A 25,374-nucleotide genomic window follows, 5' to 3' on the forward strand; every position below is an offset into this window, starting at 1 on the left:
CCGGTCAACGGTCCACGGCGGGCAGGTGGGCCAGGCCGGTGTCGAGCATGATGCGGTCGACGGTCTCATGCAGAGCACTGTCGGCGCCGATGACGGTCTCAGTGCCGCCGGGCAACAGATCGCGCGGCCGGTACCAGTCGCGCAACTGCGTCTCGCTGACGTCGTCCGCGATCGGCTTGGTGGCGTGCCGGGCGAGGGTTTCACCGAACGGGACGTCCAGGTAGTAGCCGTGGGTCGGGCCGCGGTGGTCGGCGCGCAGCTCGGTGAGCATGTCGCCGTAGTGCTCGGCGTAGAGGATGCCTTCGATGACGACGTGGAATCCGGCGTCGAGGGCGTAGCGGGCGGTCAGGCCGATCAGGCCGATGTTCGCGGCGCCGGGCCGGTCCCGTTCACGGAGCACGATGCGGCGGAGGTTGTCCTGGCCGACGACGGCCAGGCCGCGGCCGAACCGTTCGCGCAGGCCGGCCGCGACGGACGACTTCCCTGAGGCGCTGTTGCCACGCAGGACGACCAGCCGGGTTTCTTCGGTGCCCACCATCACGCCAGCACGTTACCGACGGCCAGTGACACCATCGGAAGCATTGCTGGGTGGCTTCACCCCAGCGCTATCTCGGGCTGACTCATCATGTCAGGACCCGACGCAGGCTCTCAGGATCGACGGCCATATGGGGCCGTGCCGCTGCGGACGATGGGCAGATGGCGGAGATATCGCGTGGCGAAGGCCTTGCTCAGCAGGTGAACGCCGTCTGGGTACGGCGTCGGCTCATTTGCGCTTGGGCTCGTACGGGCTCCAGCCACGCAGGTAGGGGCGCAGGTCCTCTGGTGTGATCGTCGGAGGGTCCGGTAGTCGCGGGTTCTGGAGTACGGGGTCGATGCGGTCGGCGTAGGCCCGGGCCCAAGCGGTCCAGGCCGTGACTCCTTCGGCCGCTGCGGGATCGGTGTCCTGGTGGTCTTCCAGTGCGTCGCAGTAAGCGCGAATGACAGTGGCTTCCTGCCAGGCCTGCACCTGCGTGCGCAGGGTCTTCAGCCGGTGATCTTCCACCAGGGCGGTGCGAGCCTGCTGCATCGCGGTCAGCCAGCGTTGGCGTGTCTCTTCCTCTTTGCGCTGCTGGGCCTGCCGTCGTTCGTAATCGGTCTGTGCGCGGTGGGCAATTTCTCGTAGGAGGGCGGGGAGTTTGTCTTCCAGGCGCCAGCGTTGCCGGTCTCCCCAGTGAGAGCGGCGGCCTCGATGCGCGTAGGTGTGCTGGAGGCTGAGGCCGAGTTGATGGGAGGGGCGCGTGGTGTGTGCGGTCACGCGTTGCCAGGCGTACTTCGCGCCGCTGGGGTCGGGGACCTCGTAGGCGCCTTCGTGGAAGGAGAGCGGGAAGGAACTGTCGCCGATGGTGATCACCAGGCTGGCGGCTGAGCCGGACTCGGGGTTGCTGACCGTGTAGTTCTTGGCTTCTGCTGCATGACAGAGGGCGTGGAGGATACGGCGGGCGCGGGGCTGGCAGTCGGGGCAGGCCGGGATGTGCGCTGTGGCGGCTGCGGGGTGCAGGTGGTCTGGGGGCAGGTCGTCGGGGACGGGGACGGTCTCGTCTGGGGACGTGGAGCGTCGTGGTGGTGGGCCTGGGCGCAGGGTGATGACCAGGTCGCCTTTGTCTCTTCCGGTGTGCTGGAGGTGGTGGCCGTCGGGGACCAGGTGGTCTGCGCGTGCGGTGTGCAGGGCGCGGCGCCAGCGGGCGCGCTCGTCCGGGGTGGGGTTGGCGATGTGCAGGGTGCCGCCGGCTTGCTGGAGTCTGCTGATCAGTTCGGCCGCCTCGGGTGCCGTCGGCGGGGCAGCGGCGCTCGAGGGCGGGGCGGGCGTGGCGTCGGCGTGAGCGAAGTGCTGGAGACCGGCTTCGGTGGGGGCAGCGGTCCAGCGGCCGTCGGTCCGGGGCGTGGTGACCAGGCCCCGGTTGCGCAGGGCGTAGACGGTCGCGGCGAGGCCGGAGTCGTCGGAGGTGATGGGTGTCTCGCCGTGGCAGATGCGGCGCAGGGCGTCGAGTTGGCGCTCGTTGAGCTTGGTGCGGGCCACGGAGCTTCCTGTCGTTGGTGCCCGGACGGTCGGGGTGTCAGTCGTCGCGTTCGGCCTGGCGCAGCGTCTCGAGGGGGATGCCGAGTTCGCGTTCGAACCGGTCGGCCGCTTTGGTCTGTCCGGCCTGGCGGAGGCAGCCGATCGACTGTTCCATGAGTTTCCCGATGCGGAGCACTTCGTCACGCAGGGCCTTCAGCTCCTCGTGGCTTTCCACCGCATCGGTGCCGCACCACTGACGCAGCAGGTCGCGGGCGGGTTTGGAGCTGCGGTCGACCTCGGCACAGATCTCGGGGCTGATGTAGGTGCCGGGGTTCTTGCCTCGGCCGCGGTAGTAGTGGCCGTAGATCGCTTCTTGCTGTGCCTGGCGTTCGTGTTGATCCAAGAGGGTTACGAGGTGGTCGGCCTGAGTGCGGGCCAGGAGACGTGCCACCTCGACGGTGGTGGGCCAGGGTGCGGTCAGCGTGCCGTCGGTGTCGGTGAAGGCCCGCGGATCGGTGTGGAAGAAACGTTCGGGGACCTCGAGGAGCGCGGCCAGAGCGGGCACGTCTTCGATGTACAGCAGGCCTCGATCGCGGTAGTTGACGCCGAAGGTCACCAGCTCGTCCCAGAGGCGTTCGTCGAACAGAATGATGACCGCCCGGAAGGCAGGATCCTCGTCGTCCGGGCTGTCTTTCGTCAGTTCGCTCCACTGCTGCTCGCGGGCCAGCCACACGTCCTTGTTCTGCCAGAGGACGCGCAGCCGGGCCGGCGGCACCCACTCCTCGCGGCCCTCGGCGTCCTCGGCGACGAAGCGCACTTTGATGCGCAGCGGGCGCTGTGCGCCGATCTTCAGCACCTCGACCTCTTCGACGGGGCCGTGGTGCGGTGCCGTTCGGTGCGCCCACCGCTCCCCCACTTCCATACGCCGCTCCTCCTTGCGTCACCGTCACGTCCACCATCCTGCTCCCGCGGTACCGCGGGGGCCGTGATTGTGGCTCCGCGGGCCGTCCTGTTCTGGGAGTGCCGTTCACACTGCCTGGAGGTACGGGGCGGGGCCCGGGAGCAGGCCCCGTGGTCGTCGAAGAGGTTCAGGGCCGGCGGAACAGTCGCCGCAGGGCTTTGCGCAGCCGGGCCAGCCGCGGCCGCGCAAACGTGATCGAGGCGGACGGCTGCGGCTGCGGCTGCGGCTGCGGCTGCGGCGATGCTGCCGTGTCTTTCTCGGCCGTCGCCACTGGCCGCGTCGGGTGCGCGGCGGGCGTAGGGGGCAGCTGGGTCTGTGCCTGGGTGAACTGGGCGCGGGCCTGGGCGCGTCGGTAGCTTTCGCGGCCGTGTTGGACGCGTTCCAGCTCAGCCATGGTCTTGGGTGCGGCGGCCAGCAGTGTGGGGGCGGTCAGGGCCCGCAGCGGAACGGGGACCAGACCCCACCAGGTTGCATCCGTGGCCGGCCGGGGGTGGCTGATCTTCCAGTCCCGTTGGAAGGGGGCGGCTGGGCCTGTCCAGTTCTCTCCGGTGCGGGGTTGGTGGAGAACGGCGTGTCCGCCGAAGGGAATCAGCAGGAGTCCCTGGGCGCGCCAGGCGACGGCGACGGATGTGGCGGCCAGGCGGCGCTGGGTGGCGGTGGGGGTGAGGCGTTCCAGGCGCTGGTTTTGCCGGTGGAGGCGGACGGTTATCTGTCCGAGGTCGTGGGTGTGGGCGGGGGTGAGGCGGTCGTACAGCAGCCAGTGACGCGTGGTGGTGTCGTGGGCCGCGTGGGCCAGTTGATCGGCTTGGTGGGGGGACAGTTCGCTGGTGTAGGCGAGGTGGACGGTGGTGGTGCCGTGCGGGGCGTGCAGCCGCACGGCCAGCACGGGTGGGCAGTCGCCGTCTGCGATGGCGGTGACAACCAGCTCAATGTCCGTGCCGGGCTGGGCGGTGTGGAGGTGTTGGGCCAGGGTGCGGGCATGACGGACGGCCGCGGGGACGCTGGCTTGGCGGGCGGGGCTGGCGTTGCAGCGGTCCGGGTCGTGGCGGGTGTGGCGGAAGCGGGCGGTGTAGTCGGGGCGGGTGCGGGGGCCGCAGTACTCCAGGGGCAGGCCGCAGGCTAGGCAGCGGTAGCGGTCCTGGGCGCGCCCGCGGGGCAGACGCTGGGCCGGGCCGGCGGAGACGGTGAGGTCGAGCAGGAGGCCGGTGCGGGTGTCGAGGGCGATGTCCCCGCTGCGCGAGCGCGGCCGGCGGGCAGGTGCGGTGCGGGCCGGCACGGAGGCGGGGGCGGGCTGGGTGGTCTGCGCGGTCATGGGCGGGCTCCAAGACGAGGTCCGGGGAAGAGCGGTTCGTCTTGAGGTTGCGGCGGTGGGGAATTGTCCACACGGGCCGCTGAGGGTTCGTGCAGGTCGGCTCTGGACATTGTTGGCAATGTCCAGGACAACGTCATGGTGCAGGTGGGGGCGTGGATGGCCGACGGCAAGAAGCGGGGGCGTAAGCCGGCACCGATCCGGGCGGAGACGCCTGAAGCACGGCGGCTGACGGTGTTTCTGCGCGAGTTGTGGGAGCGGTCCGGCAAGACCTACAACGATCTCGCGGCGGAGCTGAACTGGTCGCGTTCCAGTATCGGCAACCACTACAGCGGCGCTGTCCCATCCCGCCGGGTCGTGGTGCAGCTGGTGGAGGCGACCGCGTTGCCGCACGAGGTGGAACAGAAGAAGGCGGAAGCGGTCCGCCTGTGGGAACGCGCTGCCAATCCGCCCTCCGCCCAGGTAGCCGTGCGCCAGCAACCAGCCGGCACTCCCCCTGTGGTGGCCCGCTACCTGCACGACGGTCACTCCCGGTTATCCGAGGTCGACCAGCAAAGCCGCCGGCTGGCCAGAGAGTTGGCGACCGCTCAGGAACTGGTGGTGATGCTGACCGCGCTCAACACCAGCCTCGACGCCCGCCTGCAGCAGCTGGCTACCGCATCGGATGAAGGCGACAGCGAGCAGGCCCAGCAGCAACTCGCCGAGGTACTGCATCATTTGGAGCAGACGCAGAAGGATCTCGTGGAGGCCCGTCAGGCGCGTGATCAGGCAGAAGCGCTGGCCGCGACCGCCCGCCGCCGCTGTCTGGAGCTCGAAGAAGAACTTGCCCTGCTGCGGCTGCTCGATCCCGACACTGCCCCCTCCTCTGCATCTTCGGACCCGGAGGCGAGGCCGGACCTGGATACTCAGGCACTGCTCGCCGACCCGGCAGAAGCACTACGCACCGCCCGGCGCCTGCTGGACGAGGGACGCGTCCTGCGTGCAGAAGCAGCCGACTTCCTGGGAGTGGCCGCTTCAACTGCCGCCACCAGCCAGGTGGTACGGCGCAGCGAGCGCTGGCAGGCCTCCACGCTCGTGCTGGGGCGGGCCCTGGGCTGCGTGCTGGCCATGAGCAGCGCAGCCGTCCAGGTCGCCACCCCTGCCGCCTGGCACCTTCTGACCGCTCCGGTGCTGATGCTCGGCGTTGTTCTGGCCATCGACCCATGGCACTGGATCGCCGTGGCCTGGCCCTGGATACGCTCCGCCTTCCGCCGGGAGCCGCTCCCGCGACAGCTCCCGGTCCTGCTCGGTGATCTCGCTCCCCGGCTGATGCGCGGTCTGACAGCGATACTCGCGGCCGCCGGGGCCGGCTACACCACGTCCCTCGCCCGCAACGATCACCTGTGGTGGCTCTGCCTCACCCTTCCCGGTGCCGCGGTCATGGCGCTGGTCACGGTGTGCGGCTACGACCGCAGTCTTGCCCAGACGCTGCGCGCGGCACTCGCCGACGTACTCGCCGACCTCAAAGCCCCGGCCATCCCCGCCACGCAGCCGCCCCCCGGCCAGCGGCGGCTCCCAGTGCGGCAGCGGTGGCTGCAGATCCTGGACGGCCGGTGGATCGACACCCGCGCCGATGAAATCAAGGCTTTCCTGCGCCGACCCTGGAGTCCCCACACGCCCTGGTGGCTGCTGATCTGCCTGACGCCGTTGGTGTTCCTCGCACTCGCTCCCCTCAGTGTGGTTCTCGAACGGTTCTTCAGCCCCCTGGCCAAGCATGCGGGCGCGGTGTGGGCCACCATCAACCAGCCCGTCACCCGCTTCTTCGCCACCCACACCGGCGGACTGCCGCTCACCGCGTCAGAAGTCCACACGTTGTGGCTGACAGGCGGAATCGCTATCGGCCTGCTCTCCGCCGCTACCCGTGCTTTCGCAGCCCGCTTGACCTGGGCGCTGTGGGGAGCAGCAACCATCTGGATGACCTGGACCGGCACACCCGCCACCACACGCCCCACAGCAGCCGGCCTGACCGCCCTCGTCTGGGGAACCGCCTCCGTCATCGCGCTCAACGGCCTCGGCTCACGCCCCCGCGTCACCACCATCAACCTCATCGGTGACGTCCACGGTGCCCTCCAAAAGCACCATTCCGCAGACTCGCCCGAGAGCAACACGAACGGCCAAGAAACCAACAGCACACAGCAACCACCAGCTGCCTCTGCATGATCTGCGCCGTCTACGGACCCTTCAGACGGCTCGGCGCCCACTTCCGCGCGGCTGGCGCTGGTTCTGAGCCATCCTGGAGCCGAACGGGTGGGAATGGCGGTTTACATGGCGAGTAGTGAGGCGATTTGCCTAGGCTGCCTCGGCATGAAGGGGCGGCCATCGGGGCCCGCCTCACGGTGATGGCTGCGGGAGAACAACCGGTGAACCGCAAAGGCGGGTACGGCAAGTTGGTGCGGGACCGGATTCCGCAGATCATCCGCGAGAAGGGAGCCGAGCCGGTCACCTACGTCGCGGGTCCAGAGGAGTACCGCAACCGTCTACGGGACAAGCTCGGCGAGGAGGTCGCCGAGTTCCTGGCGGCTGACGACACCGAGGCGCCGGAGGAGCTTGCGGACGTACTGGAGGTCCTGCACGCGCTCGCCGCGGTCCTGGGGGTCGACGCGGGGCAGCTGGAGAAGATCCGCGAGATCAAGGCGAGTGAGCGCGGAGGCTTCGCGGATCGGATCGTCTGGACCGGCAACCGCTAACCGCGCGGCTCATTCGGCCGTCGTTTGGTACGCAATGTCGTATGCGACTGCATGCGTTCGTTGGTACGCGACTTCGTGCACCAGGTTGCAGGCAGCCGAGGATGTTCGCTGGTACGCCTTACGTCGTCGGCTTGGTCAGGACGGCGTAGCAGACCCCGGGCAACGGCAGCACCGGGGCGCCCTCAGCTGGCTGGAGGCCGGCCTGGCGGGCGAGGGCGGTGATCTCGCCGCCGGCGATGCCGCGCTGGAAGGTCCCCTTGGACTGGCTGGACCAGAATCCGTCGTGGTGGATGCTCCAGCCGCCGTCCGCAGCGGCCTTGGTGATTTCCTCGGGCGAGCGGGTGACTGCCACGACATACCCGCCGGGGCGGGCGAAGGACGCCGCGTCCTTGAGAGCCTGGATCCGCTGCCAGGGGTCGGGCAGCACGTTGAGGACGAACATCGAAGTGACCAGGTCGAACTCACTCCGCTGGGGCCGGGGCCAGCCGAAGTCGTCGTGGGGGTCGAAGCCTTCCGCGTCCAGGCCCGTCGAGCGGTAGTGGGCGACGTCGGCGCCGCGGCCGCATCCGTGGTCCAGGATGCTCCGGATGCCGAGCGGGCCGGTCAGGTGCTTGGTCACCGCCCGGGAGGCCGGTGAGGGCGCCTGGCGGCTCATAGCGGTCTTATGGGGCTGGTACTCCCGCCTTGTTGAGGTGTCAGCCGGGTGGTCGCCGGTCAGCTCGCTCAGCGCGAAGAGCACGTCGTCCGGCTCGGCTGCCTGCAGGGTCAGAGGCAGGTCGATCAACAGCGCGGAGTGGTCGGTGAAGGACGCTGGACCACTTCGCACCGAGTCGTCCACGGTGATGGTGGTCGTCGCCGTCAGATGGTCGCTGAGCAGGGCGAGATCGCAGCGGAAGCGGCTGGGCCTGCCGTTGAAGACCCGTTCAAAGGTGAAGGCTGGCACCTCCTCGGCGGTGGTGTCGACCAGGCCCGCGACCCGCATCAGCTGCCGTAGAGCCGTGCGTTCGGCCTGGGTGGTGAAGTCACTAGTCTCCTCGCCGAACAGGCCGTCCGCGGGACGGGGCGCAAGGTTGAAGTCCCCGCAGACGAGCAGTGGGCGTCCCCTCTCGGCAGTCGCCATCATGGTGAGTTGGGTCAGTTGGGCGGCCCGGGAGGCACTGCCGTAGGAGTCGAGGTGCACCTGAAGGACGACGAGCCACTCCAGCTCGACCCGCTGCACCCACGGAGCAGGCGAGGACACGGCTGGCGGGGCAAGGTTCTCGTGGACCCAGGCGGCCAGGTGCCCGTCCCCGCCGGCGAACGCGAAGCCCGCCAGGGCTGGCGGCGTCCGGTCGGCAGGCTTGTACGGTTCCTGCGCGAGCACGATCTTCACGCCGTGCTCGCGCAGCCAGGTGGCAAGGTTGGAGCGGGCGCCGGTGGCGCCGAGACGCTTGTTGAGGTTGACCGAGGCCAGCAGCACGAAGGTCCTCCAGAGCGGGGATTACAGGGGCAGGGGCCTGCCGGAGGCAGCCTCGTCACGGAAGGCGTCCCACAGGATGTTCAGGGGGTGAGAGGCGTCGTACGTCTCGCGTTCCCCTTTCCGGGCGAAGACGCCGGAGACCAGCTGGAGCATGGGGGTGAAGTCGTCGGCGAAGTCGATGAGCCGGAAGCTCTCGCTGGTGGGCAGTCGCCCGTCGATGGCGGCCTGCCCAATCGAGCGGGCACACAGCATGCACCCATAGGTCATGCGGGAGCGCAGCAGGGCGAGTCCGTAATAGATGTCATCGATCTCGGCGGCGATCTGCAGCTGTGAGCGGAAGTCGGGCCCGTACCAGCGCTCGACAAAGTCGGTGATCACGCCGCGTGAGGGGATCACCAGCGGTAGACTCCGCAGCCGGTCGACACCGACGGTCTTGGCCGCGAGCTCGCGGACCGGCAGGTTTGTCAGGAGGGCCAGGCCCTCACGATGCCACTCCAGGAAGTCGTATTCAGGGGCGACTTGCTCGACGGCGGCGTCGGCCGCGAGGCCGCCGCACAGCAGGTCGACCTGGTTGGAGTCCAGGCGTGCCCAAAAATCGCGGGTCCGCACATGTACGACTTTCAGCTCGACCTCCCGCTCCAGCAGCGTCGGGGCGACTCGCTCCCATACCCGCCCCAGGAAGCCGAGGGTGAACTCGGTCGTCCCCACCGTCAGCATCGAGCCAAGCCGGCGCCGGGAATCAGCTATGCCCTGCAGCCAGTCGGCGAAGGTCGCCCGCGCCCGCTCGACGACCTCCAGTCCGGTTGGGGTGAACAGGAAGTCCCGGCCCCGGCCTTGCTTGACCACCAGTAACTCGCCGGTCAGGGACTGGAAGTTGCGGTTGAGGATGTCGAGCTGCTTCTGCACGCTGGACTGCTCGCGTCCCAGCATCTTCGCCGCGGCCAGCGCAGTCCCCGTCTCCCTCACGATGATCAGCGTCCGCAATTGGTCCCAGGTCAGATCCAGAAGGTCCGGGGAACACGAGATGAGGTCGGCGCGGAACCCCTCCGGACCCGGCAGCCTCAACGGCCCGGACGGCAACGACGGCACCATGACGCCCCCTCCTGACGCGGACTCGCCCAGCTTGCACTGTCCGCACGGCCAGCGGAACTGAACTTCTCCGCATTTCACCCCGAGAAAACCTTTAAATGTCCGATCGGACATATGGATATCGCGGACTATCCCGGGGAACATTTCAGCAACCGCCTTCGATTCGAAAGGCGATGACCACAGCACTGTCTGGCCCCGGGGGATGAGCCATGCTCTCAGCCGAGTCGATCACCTGCCTGATCACACAGAACGCTATGGAATGGCCTGGGCAACTCCGCGGCGACGGACTGCTGTTGACGCTCGGCTCACCACTGCAACCGCTCACCGCGCCCAGCGCGCGGGTCATCGACCTGGCTGACCAGTCAAGCATCGACGGCCTCTACAGCGAGCCGGTCACCCACTGGACGAGCTACGAGATGAGGCCGGGCGAGATGCTGCTAGGCGCGGTCGAACAGCCGCTGCGGCTCGGCCCCGGAGTGATGGGCATGATCGGCGGACTGAGCCACCTGGCCCGTGTCGGCCTGGCCGTCCACGTCACCAGCCCGTTCGTTCTGCCCGGCTGGAACGGGCATCTGACGCTGGAGCTGGTCAACACCGGCCCCGCCGTCCTGCGTCTGCACCACGGCATGCCGCTGGGGCGCCTGCTCGTCTTCGCCCTGTACGGCCCCCGCTCCGACGACGTCGCACCCCACCCCTTCTACGGCCACGAGTCCGACCTGAAGAGCCGATACGCCGACGAGTTTCCCGCCAATCCGAGTCAGAGGTGATCGTGATGGACTGCCAGTTCTGCACCGAGTTCACGGCACGCGAGAACACGCCCCGGATCATCACCGAGACCACCGGCGGCTGGGTGCTGCTGCCGACCATCGGCTCCCTCACCCCGGGCTACTGCCTGTTCATGCCGCTTGAGCACCTGGACGCCGCCGCCGACGTCACCCCTGCTGCACTCGCCCGGGTCGCCGAGGAGACCGAACAGATGCGCACACTGATCCAGGCCCGCTACGGGCCGGTGATCCTGGCCGAACACGGCCCGCGCGACTGCGAGTTGGGGGCATCGTGCTGCAGCCACTGCCACCTGCATCTGATCCCCGTCCCCGACCCGGACGCGATCACCGCCGCCTACGAGAAGACCGGCGGCCCCGGCCGACGGCTCACCTCCATGGTGGCCCTCCCGGAGGCCGCGGACGGCTCCTACCTCTACCTCTCCCCGCGGCCCGGCGAGCACTACTACTGGCCTTCGGCCGGCTTCGCACGGCAGTTCGTACGCCGGGTCTGCGCGGTCCAGCTCGGCATCGGCGACTTCTACGACTGGCGGGATCACCCCTTCACCGCCCACCGCGAGCGCACGTTCGCCGAGCTGTCCGCCGACCTGCGCCCTGCGGACGCCGTCTGAGCCAAGAGAGAGGGGAACGGCGCGATGGCGATACCCCTGCCCCGCCCGTTACATGCGCTCACCGCTGCCGAGCTGGAAGCGGCAGCCAGGGACCGACGCTGGCCGAAGTGGCAGACCATGGCCCTGCTGCACTCGCTGAAACTGCCTGTGCTCAACGCCTGCCTCGTCCAGCCTGGCGACAGCGCAGGCACCGTTCGCACCGCCGCCCAGATTCTGGCCGCCGCCACCGGTGCCGAGACGCTGATGATCCGCTCGGACGGCGGGGTGGAGAAGAAGCAGTACTACCGCGGCGGCAACACCTTCCCCATCAAGGAGATCGGGCCTCGGGCCGCCGAGCTGCTGGACGACGGGCGGGCGGTGATCCTCGCGGAGCCCACCAACCGCTTCACCAACCGGCTCACCGTCCTGGTCCGCATGGACAGGCCCGGCCCCGGCCGCCCCGGTGCGCTGACCCTGGAAGCCCTCGGGCCCGGCTACGACGTCGCGGACCTGACCCGCGGGCACATCCCGCCGCAGGTCACCGCCCACCTCCACGACGTCGACTTCGCCTGCTACCAGCCGCCACGCTGGCACGAGTGGAAGATCACCGGGGACCAGTGCCCCGGCGGCGAGGACGTCCGCCGCATCCGTCGCCTTGAACGGCTCGCCTCCCAGACCCTCACGGACGGCGGCCACCTCAACGGCGAGACCGGCGCCGAGCACGCCGAACACTGGCTGCGGCAACGCGGCTACCTGCACCTGTTCGGACCACAACCGACCCGCGAGGCCCTTGCCAGACGTGCCCGCCAGCTGTTCGAGGACGCCTTCTTCCTCGCCCGGTCCCAGCCGAACCGGAACTGGCACTGCCTGGCCACCGCGCTCTCCGTCTTCGAGGAACCCCGCACCGTCTACTGGGACCTGGTCGACGGCGAACGCAAGTACGCCGCGACGGCACCGGCCGCCGCCCGACACAAGGAGCGGGCTGTATGAACACCCCACCGATCTACCTCGACCACCAGGCCACCACTCCACTCGACGAGCGCGTTCTCGAGGCAATGCTGCCGTTCTTCACCCATGAGTACGGCAACCCCTCCAGCCCGCACGCCTGCGGACGCACCGCCGCGAGGGCGATCCGCACCGCCCGCCAGCAGGTCGCCGACCTGGTCGGCGCCAAGAACCCACTGGAGCTCGTCTTCACCTCCGGCGCCACCGAGGCCAATCACCTCGCGATCCTCGGCGCCGCCCTGGCCGCCCGCCCGCACGGCGGCCACATCGTCACCACTGCGATCGAGCACAAGGCCGTCCTCGCCGCCTGCCAGCAGCTCGTCGATCACCACGGCTACACCCTCACCCGCGTCAGCGTCGACCGGCACGGCCGAGCCCACCCCGCCGACATCGCCGCCGCCCTCACCCCGAACACTGTGCTGGTCTCCGTGATGCACGCCAACAACGAGATCGGCACCCTGCAACGGCTCGCAGCCATCGCCGAGATCACCGCCCCGCGCGGCATTGTCCTGCACACCGACGCCGCCCAGAGCACCGGCTACGGACTCCTCGACGTCGCCGAACTCGGCGTCGACCTCGCTTCCCTGTCCGCCCACAAACTCCACGGCCCCAAAGGCATCGGCGCCCTTTACATCCGCGGCGGCCTCCGCATCACCGCACAGCAGACTGGCGGCGGACAAGAACGCGGCCTGCGGGCCGGCACCCCCAACGTCCCCGCGATCGTCGGCTTCGGCGCCGCCGCCCACCTCATCACCACGGACGCGGTCCCGCCCCCGACCCGCATCCGGGCCCTGCGTGACCGGCTCCAGGACCGCCTCCTGGCCACGCTCCCCGGCGCCACCGTCAACGGCCATCCGCACCGGCGACTGCCAGGAAACCTCAGCCTCACTCTCCCCGGCATCGAAGCCACCGACCTCCTCGACCGCCTCCCCGGCATCGCCGCATCCACCGGCTCGGCCTGCAACACCGGAAGCGGCGAACCCTCCCACGTTCTCACCGCGATCGGACTCACCCGCAACCAGGCCCGAGCCACCCTCCGGCTCAGCATCGGCCGCACCACCACCGACACCGACATCGACCAAGCCGCCCACCTCATCACCCGCACCGCACACACACTGATGCCGACGCCCGCCAACGCGGCCTAACACTGCAACAGTGCGTTGCCGTGACGGCCGCGTTCGGCCGACAAGGATTACCGACGGGCCAAGTGGAACCTCGCAGGCACAGACGGACCAGAGGTCTTCCAGTACGACCTCGCGTGGCCACGTCCGTACATTGCCGGATTACTCAGACGGGTGGGCTGCCGTCGGGGTGGTGGTGGATCCAGGAGAGGCCGCCCAGGTCGAGGCGCTGGCGGGTGCGGGTGACCGCTACGTAGGCCAGGCGGGCTTCGGCGTCGTCGATGGGGTCGGGGGGTCTCGTGGTGCTTGTCTGTTCGTCGGTCGTGCTGTCGTTGGGTCGGGCGAAGTCGTCTGCGATGAGCACGCGGGGCCATTCGCGTCCTTTGGCCTTGTGGGCGGTGGAGACGGTGACCTGGGCGTGCTGTTCGGGTGTGAGGTGGGCGAGGGCGGTGAGGATGGCGTCGGGGCCGTGGGTGTCGACGAGGTTGACTAGGGGTTGCAGGTCGCGGCCGGCGGGGTCGTGGGCGGCGTAGTCCTGCAGGTCGCCCCAGCTGGGGAAGAGGAGCAGTTCGGGGTGGTGGGTGCGGTGGCCGTCTTTCAGGTCTCGGGCGGCGAGGGCCAGGGCCTGCAGGCTGTCGCCTCCGCCGGCGAGGGCGACCTGGTGTCCGGTGGCCATGAGGGTCATGACGTGGGCCATGGCGCCCATGTTGGTGCGGCACAGTACGGCGTCCGGCCGGGTGACGGGGCCGAGTTCGGTGGGCACCGCCGGGGTGCCGGTCAGGCGGATGGGGGCGTCGGCCAGGCGTAGCCAGCGGTTGGCTTCCGCGGCGAGGTCGGGGCCGAAGCGGAAGGACTGGGACAGGGTCAGGTGGGTGCCGTCGAAGCCGGTCATGATGTCTTTGGCGCCGCGCCAGTGGTAGATGGCCTGGGCGGAGTCGCCGACCATGACCAGTTGGGTGTGGTCGCGCTGGTTGAGGAAGATCTGTTCGACGACGGGGTTGGTGTCCTGGGCTTCGTCCAGGAGCAGGAAGTCGGCGTCGATGCGGGGGCGGGTGAGAGCCCAGATTTTCAGGTAGTGGTCGTGGTCGAAGCGGACGGCCCCGTCGTCCGGGTGTTGCAGGTCGGTCCAGGCTTTGCGGGCGAAGGGCACGATGTGTGCGGCGAGTTGGGCGTGGAGGTCGGGGTCTTCCAGGCCGCGCAGTGGGGGCACGTGGTGGGGGGTGATGGTCTCGTCGCCGGTGTGGCAGAAACGGGCGACGGTGCGAAGGGTGGCGTTGGAGAGGGCCTTCTGTGTCACCTGGCGCTCGCCGAGGTGCAGGTGCTTGGTGATGCCGAGGGCCTGGCCGGTCTGCCAGGCGGGGCGGCGGGGTGCGTTCAGGCGGCGGGTGTAGCGGCGGCCGACGGCCGCGTAAGCGAGTGCGTGTGCGGTCTTGCACTGGACAGTGTCCGGGAAGCGGGTGCGGGCGTCCTGGGCGATGGCCCGGTTGTAGGCGAGGTAGCGGCCGCGGCGTGTGGTGGCGTGGGCGAGGAGGGCGAGGGTGGTGGTCTTGCCGGTTCCGGCGCCGGCCTGGAGGGCGAGGTGGTCGCCGCTGTGGAAGGCGTCGGCGGCCGCGGCTTGTTCGTCTGTGGGGTTCATGGCCTGGGGCTTTCGGGGAGTTGGGTGAGTGCGTGGCCGACGGCGGCGATCAGGTGTGCGGGGCTGGTGTGGGCGAGGAGTTGGCGGACGGCGTGGTTGAGGCGGTCGGCTTCCTGGGCGGTGTGCTCGTCGAGGGCGCGGTGGATGGCTGCGTGTACGTAGCGTTCGGGGCTCTGGCCCGCGTGGCGGGCGTCTCGTTCCAGGGCGGTGTAGGCGGCCGGAGGGAAGGCGATGTTGAGCAGGACGTGTCCGTACGCGTCTGGGTAGTGGGTCGTGATCACGTCGATGGGCAGTCGGCCGGTGAGCTGCTGGCGCAGGCGGTGTGCGGCCCGTTCCGGGGTTTTACCGCCTGCCACGGCCATGAGGCGGCTGGTGTCGTGGTTGGCTGCGAGCGGCCAGTCTTGGCCAGCGCAGCGAAGCTCGGCCGCCGTCGCAGGCCGTGTCAGCACGATTTCCAGGGCGTGCTGCACTGTCACCGGCCCCCCAGCCCGCGTGCCGGAATGTGCGGCAGGCGGGTGCGGATGTGCGCCGCGTGCAGGAGGGGGTCGAAGACCTGCCAGTCGGCGAGGGTGAGATCGGGGGCGGTTCCGGTGGCGTGGGCGGGGCAGTGCTGGGCGCGCCAGCGTAGTTGGTGGGTGTAGGGCAGGTGGCTGAGGTCGTAAACAGCCATCGTGGTGCCGGGAAGGGCGAGTTGGCCGTGGTGGGGGCCGGTGGGCAGGAGTCTCCAGCGGCCCGCCAGGTGGCCGGGGGCGAGGACGGTGAGGGTGCAGCGGCGGCGTTGGCGGGTCTGGGCGACGCAGCGGATGTCTTCCAGGGGGCTGCGGCCGAGGTAGGGAACGAGGAGGATCCGGACGACGGGACGGATGGGCTGTCCGGCCTCGCCAGCTGGCGCAGCTGCAGGGGCCTGGGGGCAGGGCTGAGGGGTGAAGGCGCCGGTGTCGATGAGGCGGCGGGAGTGCACGGCGAGGTCACGGCGCAACGAGGTGAGCCGGGTATGGCCGATGTGGGAACGCAAAGGCTGCTGGGGACAGAGGACGGCGTGAGGGATGCGGCACCAGGCACTGCCGTCGTCGTGGGGGTGGGCGATGCCGCCGCCAATGTGCCAGCGGCAGGACGCCGGGGTTCCGACGACCGCGACGTCCGCAGGGTGCAGAGCGATGGGGCGGTCATCGTGGCGCGGGTACCAGTCGACGCGGTTGCCGCAGTGACGGCAGCGGCCGCTCTGCCCGGCGCGCAGCAGACGGCTGCGGCTGGCCGGGGCGATCTGCAGACCGCGACGGCGGGAGACGCGGCGGGGGCTGCCGTCCCAGTGACGGTCCGCGGGCAGGGGGTGGGAGTGCATGGCGGTGACCGTGCCAGGTGGCGCGCCGATGGCCGGGGGCGGCTTCCGGGGATGTCACACGATCGGCCCCATACATGGGAACAGCTGCCCGAGAGGTGGATCTTTCGTTCGATGCCGTCTCGCCCGGCCGGGTGATTCCTGTCCGTGTCCGATGAGCGGCCGGATCAGGGCTGAGGAGTGCCCGGGACGGGGTGACCTTCACACAGCGCGGTGAGGAAGCGTTCGATGGGGACGTCGAAGGCGTGGGCCAGCGCGTGCCAGGTGGTGACGGTCCCGGTGCTGCGGCCGTGCTCGAGGTCGATGAGGGTGCGCCGGGCCAGGTTGCTGCGTTCGGCGAGTTCGTCGTAGGTCCATCCGCGCTCGCCCCGCAGCCGCACGAGTTCGACGCGCAGCGCGTTGAGGTCGGGATCGGGCGGGATGATCGTCACCCCACCATCCGACGGTGCAGACCTCTGCCCCGTCAGTGCAGACCTCTGCACTTTCTTCCCTGGAGAGGATCGCGCGCCCCTGGTGCAGGGATCTGCACTACCGTGCGTCCGTCCGGAACGCCTGACCGCAGGCGATCCAGCCCTACGACACGAACAGACAGGAGGACGGTCGGCCGATGAGGCTCGGCGGTGCCGCGGTGCGGCGCATCTGGACGGTGGAACTGCATCCGCGGGCAGGCGGCCCCAACCTGGTCTGCGCCCAGTGCACCGCCCGCACGCCCGCATGCGAGGCGACTACCGCGCGGTCCGCCGCCCTGGCCCATCTGGCCTGCCACGCACGCGCCGACGCGCTGCCCGGGCACCTGCGCACCTGCCAGTGCCGGGCCCAGGGCTGCCGCTGGCATCCGCGCCACCGCGGCTGCGCCGGCCCGGTCCTGCTCGCCCTCACCCAGGGCCGCGGCGGCCGCGCCTGGCGGCTGGCCGACGCCTGCGCGGCCTGCGCGGCCGCGACCAGCCACACCGCCGTCGTCCCCGACACCCAACTCGGCAGCCCCCACTCCCCCGCCCCGTCGGTACCCGCACGTGGCCCACACCGGCTCGGAGCCGAGGAACACCTGCGAGCGCGGGAGACACTTACCTACCTCGCCGCCGCGCTGCCTCAGTTCACCTCCCCCGCCGCCCGCTTGCTCGCCGTCCAGTGCACGCTGCGCGCCGACGCCCGCGGTCACACCCGCCTGCCTGCGGGCCTGCTGCGCGGCATGCGCCTGCGCGGACGCAGGGAAGTCTGGGAGGAACTCGCCCACGCGGCCTGGCTGCGATGCCCCGACCTCAGGCCCACGCAGGTGGAGGTACAGCTGCTCGACGCCACCGTCCTGGACCAAGTTCCCGGCCGCAGATCACGCGGCCGCGCCGCCCACTGGGCACTGCTCCCCACACCGTTGCGCCTGCCCATGGCCTCGCCGCCTGCGCTGCGTCTGATCGCCTTGATCCTGTCCGCGCACAGCGCCGACCGCACGGTGTGCAGCATCGGCATGGATGTGCTCACCCGCCTGGGCGGGTATTCCTGGGAACAGACAGCCGAGTTGCTCGACCGGCTGGTCGCCCTGCGGGCGCTGACAGCATGGTGTCCCAACCGGGAGACAGACGAGGTGTTGTGGCAATCGCGCTCGCCTCACACGGAGCCGGGACCCCTCACGTGGCATCCGCGGCTGCCCCATCGATAAGAAGCTCTCGCGCCGAGACGATGTCCATCCGAGGGCACATGGCTCTGCGCACCGCACAGCGGAAACAGGGCTTCCCACCCGTAATATCGCTGGGCCGGAGCATACTGCGGCCAGAGCGTCCTTCCTGACGCGCCGCATCTGACCCAGCGAGGCTTCGCCAAGGTCAGGAACCCGAGGAGCGAGCGATGTCCGAAAGCACAACCCACAGCACCGAGTTGACTTCGCACTACGTCAGCCAGGTGACCAGCGACCTCGAACACAACGTCAAGGAGCAGGAACGCGTCACAACGGAACTCGCAGCACTGCACGAGCAGTTGGCAACGCTGCAGCGAGACCACACCGTCCTGCTCAACATGCAACAGGCACTTGGTGTCCCGGCCTCCCCACCCGAGCCGGCCAGCACCGGCAGCGCCACAGTTCCCTCCCCCAGGAAGAAGTCGGCGTCGGCATCCGGCACACGCCCGTCGGCGAAGAAGGCACCGTCGCAACGCTCCCAGGGCAAGACGGAGGCCGCGAAGACGGCGCAGCCCACTCTGGTCGACCTCATCCACCAGCATGTCGCCGAGCAGAGCGAGCCCCGTTCCGCGGCGGAAATCGCCGAAGTACTCAGGCAGGCCCACACCGAGCGCACCATCGACACCAAGGTCGTGCGCACCACTCTCGAAAACCTGGTGGCCAAGAGCCGCATCCACCGAACCAAGCAAGGCTCCTCGGTCTTCTACACCGCCGCTGGTACACCGGAACAAGAGGCAGCAGCTACGGACGAGGCCCAGCACGAATCCGCTGGATGAGCCACAGATATGCGGCCATTCACGGCTGCCCTCTGGCCTGCCACGCGGTGTGCGTCAGCACGCCGAGCATCAGCGGCCCTCTGTTGGCGACACGCTTCAGGACCTGCGGCATTCGATGCGGCGACTTCGGTGGATCCGCTCAGGAAAGGGAGGACGGTCTGCGGGGAGCGGGAAGTGCGGGCAGCAGTTCCCACAGGGGCCGACCCTGCGACGCCCAGGCCCCCAGCAGGTTGCGGTCGACGAGGTGGAGGCGCTGCTGGCGGGCGAAGGTACGGCCGGGCTGGGTGATCCTGCCGTTGGTCAGCATCACCACCACGTCGGCCTTGTGGACCGGGCGGCCCGTGCCGTTGAGGACCTGCAGCTCCGGCGTTCCCACGGCGGCACCGCGTTCACCGCCGCGGCGATGCTTGCACTGGATCACCCACCGGCGTCCCAACGGGTCAGTCGCTTTCACGTCCGCGCCCAGGTCTCCCTGCCCGCCGACCTGGACGGCATCGGTGCAGCCGTCCCGGCGCATGAGGTCACGTACGGCGAACTCGAACTGCCGGTCGGAGAGAGCGTCCAGTTGGGCCAGGCCGTAGCGCAGAGCGCGCGCCTGGACCTGTTCCCAGCGCATGCGCTCCGCCCGCTGGCGCCACCAGACGACGAAGGCCGGGACGGCGACGACAGCCGCCACGAGCAGCAGCCACCAGTGCGCGAGCAGCCAGTGGACCACCGCCACCACGAGAGCGATCGCCCCTGCCGCGATCACAGCCACAAGGACGAACTGGGCATCGTCCTGCTGCTTGCGGCGCGACTGGCGGGCGGGGCGGCGCCGGGTCATCGTCCGCCTCTCAGAGGGCGTTAAGTCCCGTTCCTGGTGATGTGATGTCGCCCGTTCGTGGGTGATGGGACGGTTCCATCCTCGCGTCATGTCGTGTGCATGGTGGAGTCGCGGGCATGGAACGGATGCCGTACTCAACCGACTTGTCCGACGAGCAGTGGGGTTGATCGAGCCGCTGGTCACCGCGTGGAAGCAGGAGCGGGTGGCGCGGTCGGCGACCGGGAACCCGGGCTCCTGCGACCTGCGCGAGGTCGTGAACGCGCTGCTCTACCAGAACCGGACGGGCTGTCAGTGGCGGCTCCTGCCGCACGACCTCCCGGCCTGGTCGGCGGTGTTCTACTACTTCACCCTGTGGCGCCAGGACGGACTTGACCAGCGGATCCAGGAGATCCTGCGCTGCCAGGTGCGGGAGCGGTCCAGACGATTAGAGGACCCGTCCCTCGTGATCATCGACACCCAGTCCGTCCGCGTGGCGGCCGGGGTGCCGAAGAAAACGACGGGACTGGACGCGAACAAAAAGACGCCTGGCCGCAAGCGTGGGCTCGCCGTGGACGTCATGGGCCTGATCATCGGCGTGGTGGTCCTGGCCGCGAGCGCGCACGACAACGAGGCCGGCATCGCCCTGCTGGACCAGGCGGCCGAACGATGCGGGATGCGCCTGGAGAAAGTCCTGGTCGACCAGGGCTTCAAGGACGCCGTGATCATCCACGGGGCGGTGAAGGACATCACCGTCGAGGTGGTCCGACGCAACCCCGACGACGCAGGCAAGGGCTTCGTCCCGCAACCGAAGCGGTGGGTGGTCGAGCAGGTCAACGGCACCCTCATGCTGCACCGGCGCCTCGCCCGCGACTACGACCACCGGCCCGACAACGCGGCCTCCCGCGTCTACTGGGCTGCCACCGCCGGCATGCTCCGCCGCCTCACCACCCCTACCCCCGCCTGGCGCGACGACGTGGAGCTGGCCGCGTGAACGTCTGCGAACTCCTGCGGCTGCTGCAGACCGAACACGATGAGACCGCCGCACGAGCCGACAACCTGCGCGAGCAGATCGAGCGGCTCACCACCGCCCTCACCGAGGTCGAGGCCCGCCTGGCCGAGCTCGCCGCCACCCGCAAGGTCATCGATGGCCTCGCCCCTCCCGACCACGCAACGGCCCCCGCGGAGACCGCCACCGCCACCGTCTACCAGCGCATCGCGACTGCCTTCAACGAGCACCCCGAGAAGGTGTTCCGCGTCCGCGATCTGCACGAGCACCTCGGCCTGCCCACCGACGAGCCCTCGATCAACGTCACCCGCTCCCGCCTGGGACGACTCGTCCGTCAGGGACTCCTCGAACAACCCGGACGCGGCCGCTACCGGAAACGGACTTAACGCCCTCTCAGAGGGCGTTAAGTCCCGTTCCTGGTGATGTGATGTCGCCCGTTCGTGGGTGATGGGACGGTTCCATCCTCGCGTCATGTCGTGTGCATGGTGGAGTCGCGGGCATGGAACGGATGCCGTACTCAACCGACTTGTCCGACGAGCAGTGGGGGTTGATCGAGCCGCTGGTCACCGCGTGGAAGCAGGAGCGGGTGGCGCGGTCGGCGACCGGGAACCCGGGCTCCTGCGACCTGCGCGAGGTCGTGAACGCGCTGCTCTACCAGAACCGGACGGGCTGTCAGTGGCGGCTCCTGCCACACGACCTCCCGGCCTGGTCGGCGGTGTTCTACTACTTCACCCTGTGGCGCCAGGACGGACTTGACCAGCGGATCCAGGAGATCCTGCGCTGCCAGGTGCGGGAGCGGTCCAGACGATTAGAGGACCCGTCCCTCGTGATCATCGACACCCAGTCCGTCCGCGTGGCGGCCGGGGTGCCGAAGAAAACGACGGGACTGGACGCGAACAAAAAGACGCCTGGCCGCAAGCGTGGGCTCGCCGTGGACGTCATGGGCCTGATCATCGGCGTGGTGGTCCTGGCCGCGAGCGCGCACGACAACGAGGCCGGCATCGCCCTGCTGGACCAGGCGGCCGAACGATGCGGGATGCGCCTGGAGAAAGTCCTGGTCGACCAGGGCTTCAAGGACGCCGTGATCATCCACGGGGCGGTGAAGGACATCACCGTCGAGGTGGTCCGACGCAACCCCGACGACGCAGGCAAGGGCTTCGTCCCGCAACCGAAGCGGTGGGTGGTCGAGCAGGTCAACGGCACCCTCATGCTGCACCGGCGCCTCGCCCGCGACTACGACCACCGGCCCGACAACGCGGCCTCCCGCGTCTACTGGGCTGCCACCGCCGGCATGCTCCGCCGCCTCACCACCCCTACCCCCGCCTGGCGCGACGACGTGGAGCTGGCCGCGTGAACGTCTGCGAACTCCTGCGGCTGCTGCAGACCGAACACGATGAGACCGCCGCACGAGCCGACAACCTGCGCGAGCAGATCGAGCGGCTCACCACCGCCCTCACCGAGGTCGAGGCCCGCCTGGCCGAGCTCGCCGCCACCCGCAAGGTCATCGATGGCCTCGCCCCTCCCGACCACGCAACGGCCCCCGCGGAGACCGCCACCGCCACCGTCTACCAGCGCATCGCGACTGCCTTCAACGAGCACCCCGAGAAGGTGTTCCGCGTCCGCGATCTGCACGAGCACCTCGGCCTGCCCACCGACGAGCCCTCGATCAACGTCACCCGCTCCCGCCTGGGACGACTCGTCCGTCAGGGACTCCTCGAACAACCCGGACGCGGCCGCTACCGGAAACGGACTTAACGCCCTCTCAAAGCTGCTGCGCATCAGCGTGCGCAGCAGTCCGGCCGGCAGACACCCTGCGAAACGGCCAGGGCTGCGCATCCCCCGTCCGGAAGGAGGCCCGCGCCACGGGTACCGGCGGAAGCGCGCATCCGCTCGCGCAGGACGGCTGGGCCCACCAGGCCGGAGCCTGCCCCCTTCCGGCCACCACACGGCCGGTGGGACGGCGGCGGCCCCTGCCCAGGGCGCTGCGCGCAAGGGCCGCCCGAGCCCTGCGGTCCTGTCACAGCGCAAGGCACTACGACGCTAAAACCCCAGCACCCGACCGCGCCCGCCCAACGCATCAGCCGGGTGAACGCGGACGAAGCCGCAGCACTGCTTCGAAAAAACGGGGCCGAGGGTACCCTCGAACGTTGGTGGCGATCGCATCGAGGGCTTTGGGTGTGCGTAGGTCGGCTCTGGTTGCCGCGACCTCGGCGATGCAGACCTGCATTTGGGTGTCGTCGGAGTACTCACCCGGCTTGTACGGTCCCAGGCCACCGCCGATCATCTGTGGCTGCTGGTCATCGCGCAACGTTGCCTGGAATTCGTAGGGCACACCCAATGCGTCGCCCGCAGCCGCGCCAAGCAGTACCCCGGCGGCCCGATCGCTGCCTCGCGCGTCCAGTCGAGGCTGCGGGGCGCGGGCGTGGGTCATGGAGGCTCCTACGGTGAGGTGGCGCGCGGCGGACGGGCCGCGCGAACGGTGCTGCATGGGCAGCGGTCCCAGAAACCAGGACGCTGCAGCACGTCGGAATGCCGAAATAGAGCCTAATTACGGTGGCTTGACGCTTTGTCAGCTTGACATGGCACGGACTTATCGTCAAAAGGACGATATTAGGGGTGTCGCTGTGTGCTCTCAGGTCAGAGGCGCACCGTTTGTCGGCATGCGTAAGAAGCTGTTGCTCTATCGATCTTGGTGGGCGTGAGTTCGAGGTCGTCGACTCGGTCGGGTGATCTCGTGTCCGGCCAGGCATGAAGGCGGGGCCTCCCGCACAGCTCGTGGGTGTCGAATCCAATCGAGCAACAGGAGGCCCCTGGTGCTGCAGTCTTCCGTGCCGGCATCGATGTCGTCCAACTCGGCTTCTCTGTCGTGTGATTGTCTCGCTCACCGGTTCGGGAACGCCGGGGACCGGCCGTACAGGCGACCGAAGTATCCGTCCGACATGAGCGACGCGGAGTGGGCCGTCGTACGCGACGCGCTGCCGGTGCCCGGCTGGCTCGAGGGCCGCGGCGGGCAACCGGAGAGCTATTGCCACCGGCAGATGGTTGACGCGGTGCGCTACCTGGTCGCGGGCGGCATCACCTGGCGGGCGATGCCGGCGGACTTCCCCGCCTGGGACCGCGTCTACGCCTTCTTCCGGCGCTGGCGGGACAAGGGCCTGACCGCCGAGTTCCACGACCGGCTGCGCGACCGGGTCCGCCAGGTCGCGGGCCGGGATGCGGAGCCGACGGCCGGCATCATCGACGCGCAGTCGGTGAAGGCAGCCGCGTCGGTGCCGGCCGCGACCAGAGGCTTCGACGGCGGGAAGAAGGTCAACGGCCGCAAGCGGCACATCGTGGTGGACGCCCTCGGACTGCTGCTGGCCGTGACGGTCACGGCCGCGTCGGTGACCGACCGGGACGCGGGCCGAGACCTGTTGGTTCGACTGCGCGAGCGGCACTGGCGGATCACGAGGGTGTGGGCCGACGGCGGCTACACCGGGCAGTTGGTCGACTTCGCCCGCAGCCTCCTGCGGATCGCGTTGACGGTGGTCAAACGCAGCGATGACGCCTCGGGGTTCACGGTGCTGCCCAAGAGGTGGCTGGTGGAGCGCACGTTCGCCTGGCTGATGCACTCACGCCGACTGGCCCGCGACTACGAGACGCGCACCGACACCTCGGAGACGGTGATCAAGTGCGCGATGAGCATGGTCATGAGCCGCCGCCTCGCCCGGCGGGCACGCTGAACAGCCCCGGCCGTTCCTCCGCCAGCCAGCCCCGCGCGGCCAGCCGCTTGGCTTTCGACCGCACCCCTTCCACCTTCGCCGAGACCGGCTCCAGCCCCACCGCGGCCGCGAGTTGACGACAGTCCATCGCCTCCCCGCGCATCCCGTTCCCGCCGGCCAGCACGTCCATGATCCGCTGGTAATCCGGCGCGAGAACCGCCGGGGTGAGCCCTTCCTCCCAGTGCGGCACCACTGAGCCGGGCACCGCCTGCCTGACCTGCACCGGCCGTTCGCCGGCCACCACGAACGGCGCCACGTCCTCGCCTCCGCGGGGCTCCGCCAGAACCTCGCCCACCGTCTCACGGGCAATCACGAACCGCTCCCAGAGCGCCTCCGCTTCCCGCAGCTCGGCCTGAAGGGCCTCCACCCGCTGCCGAGCAGCGCGTTCACGCTCCTCCAGCAACCCCATCACCGACGGCATCCCGGCACCTCCGCCGAAGAGACGACACGACACCCCGTCCCTCCCGCCGAAACACCACCCCTACACCTGACCAGCGGAAACGAACCCGTCACTCTCGGAAAGACAACGGCTTCTAAGGCTTGGGGCAGCCTCCTGCGCAGTGACCACTCCTCGGACGTCTCCCAATCTGTGTCGCCTTCGACGCCGGACGGCGCGCCGCACGCGAGCACGACACTGCCGCGGAACTTCACGCCATCAGGCTGCGGCGGCCAAGCCAGTTCCTTCGATCCCGCGCGTTCGACCTGGCCAGGCCATGGGAGCGGGCCCAGACCACCAACTTGCTCGAGGCCCGCATCGACACTGACCGCCGCGTCCGTGATGAACAACGGCCTGATGCCGGGCCCCTCCGCCAGGAGGGGGGCGTGCCAGCAAGCCGGCCGCGTCCTGCGAAACGGTCACCGTCGGCGGCTACGTCCCCTCCGGAAGGGGGGGCGGGGCCAGACGATGTCCAGCGGATCGGGCATCTTCGCCAGCGTCAGCCTGCCGTCTCGGTATCGGAAGGCGCTGGTGCTGTACTCGGCAAGAGCGCGGTGAACGCCGCCTGCGGGTGCCGCAAAGCCTGCTGCAGCGGGACGCAGGAGACGTCGTTGAGGTAGGTCAACTCCTCGATCTTCTTCCATGCGGTCAGCATCGCCAAGGTGGCGTGATAGGTGATCCGCTCTGTCCGCAGCGTCCACGCCTCGGCCCGTGCCGTCAGCGCCCGGTTGTAGACCTTGCGCACACATCCGAACGTGCGCGACAACTCCGCCGCCTGCGGTTTGGGTTGGATGAAAGCGGTGCTGACGTCCGCCTCACAGGGGTGGCCGCGCCCCGCAAACTACTACGCCGGCTGATGGTCACCTGAGGGA

26 protein-coding genes and 1 pseudogene are annotated in these 25,374 nt (G+C 69.5%); 13 read left to right on the top strand and 14 right to left on the bottom strand.

Translation table 11 applies throughout. The annotated features are described in order from the left end of the window. Window positions 1-4: 4 nt before the first annotated feature. The 4 genes from OIE49_RS00120 to OIE49_RS00135 all read right to left on the bottom strand — a co-directional run bounded on the left by OIE49_RS00120 (window position 5) and on the right by OIE49_RS00135 (window position 4,308). Window positions 5-538: an AAA family ATPase gene (locus OIE49_RS00120; RefSeq protein WP_326806091.1), complete on the bottom strand. Its 534-nt coding sequence runs from the start codon at window positions 536-538 to the stop codon at window positions 5-7. A 225-nt stretch (window positions 539-763) separates the two neighbouring features. Next, window positions 764-2,056, bottom strand: coding sequence for a hypothetical protein (locus OIE49_RS00125; RefSeq protein WP_326800495.1), 1,293 nt, complete (start codon window positions 2,054-2,056; stop codon window positions 764-766). Window positions 2,057-2,093: 37 nt separating this feature from the next. Then, on the bottom strand, window positions 2,094-2,891 hold the full coding sequence (locus OIE49_RS00130) for a hypothetical protein (RefSeq protein WP_326800496.1): 798 nt from the start codon (window positions 2,889-2,891) through the stop codon (window positions 2,094-2,096). A gap of 232 nt (window positions 2,892-3,123) precedes the next feature. Next, window positions 3,124-4,308, bottom strand: a complete 1,185-nt coding sequence (locus OIE49_RS00135) for a hypothetical protein (RefSeq protein ID WP_326800497.1) — start codon at window positions 4,306-4,308, stop codon at window positions 3,124-3,126. 156 nt (window positions 4,309-4,464) lie between these two features. On the opposite strand from OIE49_RS00135, the gene OIE49_RS00140 reads away from it, so the two are divergent. Further along, window positions 4,465-6,504, top strand: a complete 2,040-nt coding sequence (locus OIE49_RS00140; RefSeq protein ID WP_326800498.1) for a helix-turn-helix domain-containing protein — start codon at window positions 4,465-4,467, stop codon at window positions 6,502-6,504. Window positions 6,505-6,704: 200 nt separating this feature from the next. After that, window positions 6,705-7,031 (top strand): nucleoside triphosphate pyrophosphohydrolase, encoded by a 327-nt coding sequence (locus OIE49_RS00145; RefSeq protein WP_326800499.1) that lies wholly within the window; start codon window positions 6,705-6,707, stop codon window positions 7,029-7,031. Between the two features lie 118 nt (window positions 7,032-7,149). On the opposite strand, the gene OIE49_RS00150 is transcribed toward OIE49_RS00145, so the two are convergent. Together OIE49_RS00150 and OIE49_RS00155 are read right to left on the bottom strand one after the other, a co-directional pair. Further along, window positions 7,150-8,490, bottom strand: a complete 1,341-nt coding sequence (locus OIE49_RS00150; RefSeq protein ID WP_326800500.1) for a methyltransferase domain-containing protein — start codon at window positions 8,488-8,490, stop codon at window positions 7,150-7,152. Window positions 8,491-8,511: 21 nt separating this feature from the next. Beyond that, complete coding sequence (locus OIE49_RS00155) at window positions 8,512-9,582, bottom strand: LysR family transcriptional regulator (RefSeq protein ID WP_326800501.1); 1,071 nt, start codon at window positions 9,580-9,582, stop codon at window positions 8,512-8,514. Window positions 9,583-9,788: 206 nt separating this feature from the next. Between OIE49_RS00155 and OIE49_RS00160 the strand changes: the two genes are divergently transcribed. Genes OIE49_RS00160 through OIE49_RS00175 form a run of 4 tightly spaced genes read left to right on the top strand, consistent with a single transcriptional unit; the run spans window position 9,789 to window position 13,101 of the window. Then, on the top strand, window positions 9,789-10,346 hold the full coding sequence (locus tag OIE49_RS00160; RefSeq protein ID WP_326800502.1) for a dCTP deaminase: 558 nt from the start codon (window positions 9,789-9,791) through the stop codon (window positions 10,344-10,346). A gap of 5 nt (window positions 10,347-10,351) precedes the next feature. Continuing rightward, on the top strand, window positions 10,352-10,972 hold the full coding sequence (locus OIE49_RS00165) for a hypothetical protein (protein ID WP_326800503.1): 621 nt from the start codon (window positions 10,352-10,354) through the stop codon (window positions 10,970-10,972). A gap of 24 nt (window positions 10,973-10,996) precedes the next feature. After that, window positions 10,997-11,941: a hypothetical protein gene (locus OIE49_RS00170; protein ID WP_326800504.1), complete on the top strand. Its 945-nt coding sequence runs from the start codon at window positions 10,997-10,999 to the stop codon at window positions 11,939-11,941. Next, the gene (locus OIE49_RS00175) at window positions 11,938-13,101 is read left to right on the top strand and encodes a cysteine desulfurase family protein (RefSeq protein ID WP_326800505.1); all 1,164 of its coding nucleotides are present in this window, start codon (window positions 11,938-11,940) and stop codon (window positions 13,099-13,101) included. Before OIE49_RS00170 ends, OIE49_RS00175 begins: the two co-directional genes overlap by 4 nt. Window positions 13,102-13,243: 142 nt before the next feature. Here the strand turns inward: OIE49_RS00175 and OIE49_RS00180 are convergent, their stop codons facing one another. The 4 genes from OIE49_RS00180 to OIE49_RS00195 all read right to left on the bottom strand — a co-directional run bounded on the left by OIE49_RS00180 (window position 13,244) and on the right by OIE49_RS00195 (window position 16,483). Next, a complete protein-coding gene (locus OIE49_RS00180; RefSeq protein ID WP_326800506.1) occupies window positions 13,244-14,713 on the bottom strand; it encodes a UvrD-helicase domain-containing protein in 1,470 nt (489 codons plus the stop codon). Continuing rightward, window positions 14,710-15,075, bottom strand: a complete 366-nt coding sequence (locus OIE49_RS00185; RefSeq protein WP_326800507.1) for a hypothetical protein — start codon at window positions 15,073-15,075, stop codon at window positions 14,710-14,712. Before OIE49_RS00185 ends, OIE49_RS00180 begins: the two co-directional genes overlap by 4 nt. Window positions 15,076-15,185: 110 nt before the next feature. Further along, entirely contained in the window at window positions 15,186-16,055 is an 870-nt protein-coding gene (locus tag OIE49_RS00190; RefSeq protein ID WP_326800508.1) for a DUF6083 domain-containing protein, read from the bottom strand. 164 nt (window positions 16,056-16,219) lie between these two features. Then, entirely contained in the window at window positions 16,220-16,483 is a 264-nt protein-coding gene (locus tag OIE49_RS00195) for a helix-turn-helix transcriptional regulator (protein ID WP_326800509.1), read from the bottom strand. 176 nt (window positions 16,484-16,659) lie between these two features. Here OIE49_RS00195 and OIE49_RS00200 point away from each other — a divergent pair, with 176 nt between their 5' ends. Next, window positions 16,660-17,706 carry a hypothetical protein gene (locus tag OIE49_RS00200; protein ID WP_326800510.1) on the top strand — a complete coding sequence of 349 codons (1,047 nt, stop codon included), beginning with the start codon at window positions 16,660-16,662 and terminating at the stop codon, window positions 17,704-17,706. 185 nt (window positions 17,707-17,891) lie between these two features. Further along, window positions 17,892-18,497 (top strand): hypothetical protein, encoded by a 606-nt coding sequence (locus OIE49_RS00205; protein WP_326800511.1) that lies wholly within the window; start codon window positions 17,892-17,894, stop codon window positions 18,495-18,497. A 139-nt stretch (window positions 18,498-18,636) separates the two neighbouring features. Here the strand turns inward: OIE49_RS00205 and OIE49_RS00210 are convergent, their stop codons facing one another. Next, window positions 18,637-19,320, bottom strand: coding sequence for a restriction endonuclease (locus OIE49_RS00210; protein WP_326800512.1), 684 nt, complete (start codon window positions 19,318-19,320; stop codon window positions 18,637-18,639). Window positions 19,321-19,436: 116 nt separating this feature from the next. Here OIE49_RS00210 and OIE49_RS00215 point away from each other — a divergent pair. The 4 genes and pseudogenes from OIE49_RS00215 to OIE49_RS00230 all read left to right on the top strand — a co-directional run bounded on the left by OIE49_RS00215 (window position 19,437) and on the right by OIE49_RS00230 (window position 22,060). Beyond that, a pseudogene (locus OIE49_RS00215) lies at window positions 19,437-20,290 on the top strand (IS5 family transposase). Beyond that, window positions 20,287-20,691: a type IV toxin-antitoxin system AbiEi family antitoxin domain-containing protein gene (locus OIE49_RS00220; RefSeq protein ID WP_326800513.1), complete on the top strand. Its 405-nt coding sequence runs from the start codon at window positions 20,287-20,289 to the stop codon at window positions 20,689-20,691. Before OIE49_RS00215 ends, OIE49_RS00220 begins: the two are co-directional and overlap by 4 nt. Before the next feature lie 113 nt (window positions 20,692-20,804). Further along, window positions 20,805-21,659, top strand: coding sequence for an IS5 family transposase (locus tag OIE49_RS00225; protein WP_326800514.1), 855 nt, complete (start codon window positions 20,805-20,807; stop codon window positions 21,657-21,659). Then, window positions 21,656-22,060: a type IV toxin-antitoxin system AbiEi family antitoxin domain-containing protein gene (locus tag OIE49_RS00230; protein ID WP_326800513.1), complete on the top strand. Its 405-nt coding sequence runs from the start codon at window positions 21,656-21,658 to the stop codon at window positions 22,058-22,060. Before OIE49_RS00225 ends, OIE49_RS00230 begins: the two co-directional genes overlap by 4 nt. A gap of 322 nt (window positions 22,061-22,382) precedes the next feature. On the opposite strand, the gene OIE49_RS00235 is transcribed toward OIE49_RS00230, so the two are convergent. Next, window positions 22,383-22,736 carry an ADP-ribosylglycohydrolase family protein gene (locus tag OIE49_RS00235; RefSeq protein WP_326800515.1) on the bottom strand — a complete coding sequence of 118 codons (354 nt, stop codon included), beginning with the start codon at window positions 22,734-22,736 and terminating at the stop codon, window positions 22,383-22,385. Between the two features lie 508 nt (window positions 22,737-23,244). On the opposite strand from OIE49_RS00235, the gene OIE49_RS00240 reads away from it, so the two are divergent. Beyond that, on the top strand, window positions 23,245-24,027 hold the full coding sequence (locus tag OIE49_RS00240; protein ID WP_326800516.1) for an IS5 family transposase: 783 nt from the start codon (window positions 23,245-23,247) through the stop codon (window positions 24,025-24,027). Here the strand turns inward: OIE49_RS00240 and OIE49_RS00245 are convergent. Then, a complete protein-coding gene (locus OIE49_RS00245; RefSeq protein ID WP_326800517.1) occupies window positions 23,993-24,487 on the bottom strand; it encodes a hypothetical protein in 495 nt (164 codons plus the stop codon). The genes OIE49_RS00240 and OIE49_RS00245 overlap by 35 nt on opposite strands. A 514-nt stretch (window positions 24,488-25,001) precedes the next feature. Further along, window positions 25,002-25,247 carry a hypothetical protein gene (locus tag OIE49_RS36965; protein ID WP_401847543.1) on the bottom strand — a complete coding sequence of 82 codons (246 nt, stop codon included), beginning with the start codon at window positions 25,245-25,247 and terminating at the stop codon, window positions 25,002-25,004. Window positions 25,248-25,374 lie beyond the last annotated feature (127 nt).

This window comes from Streptomyces sp. NBC_01788 (assembly GCF_035917575.1).
GTDB lineage: Bacteria > Actinomycetota > Actinomycetes > Streptomycetales > Streptomycetaceae > Streptomyces.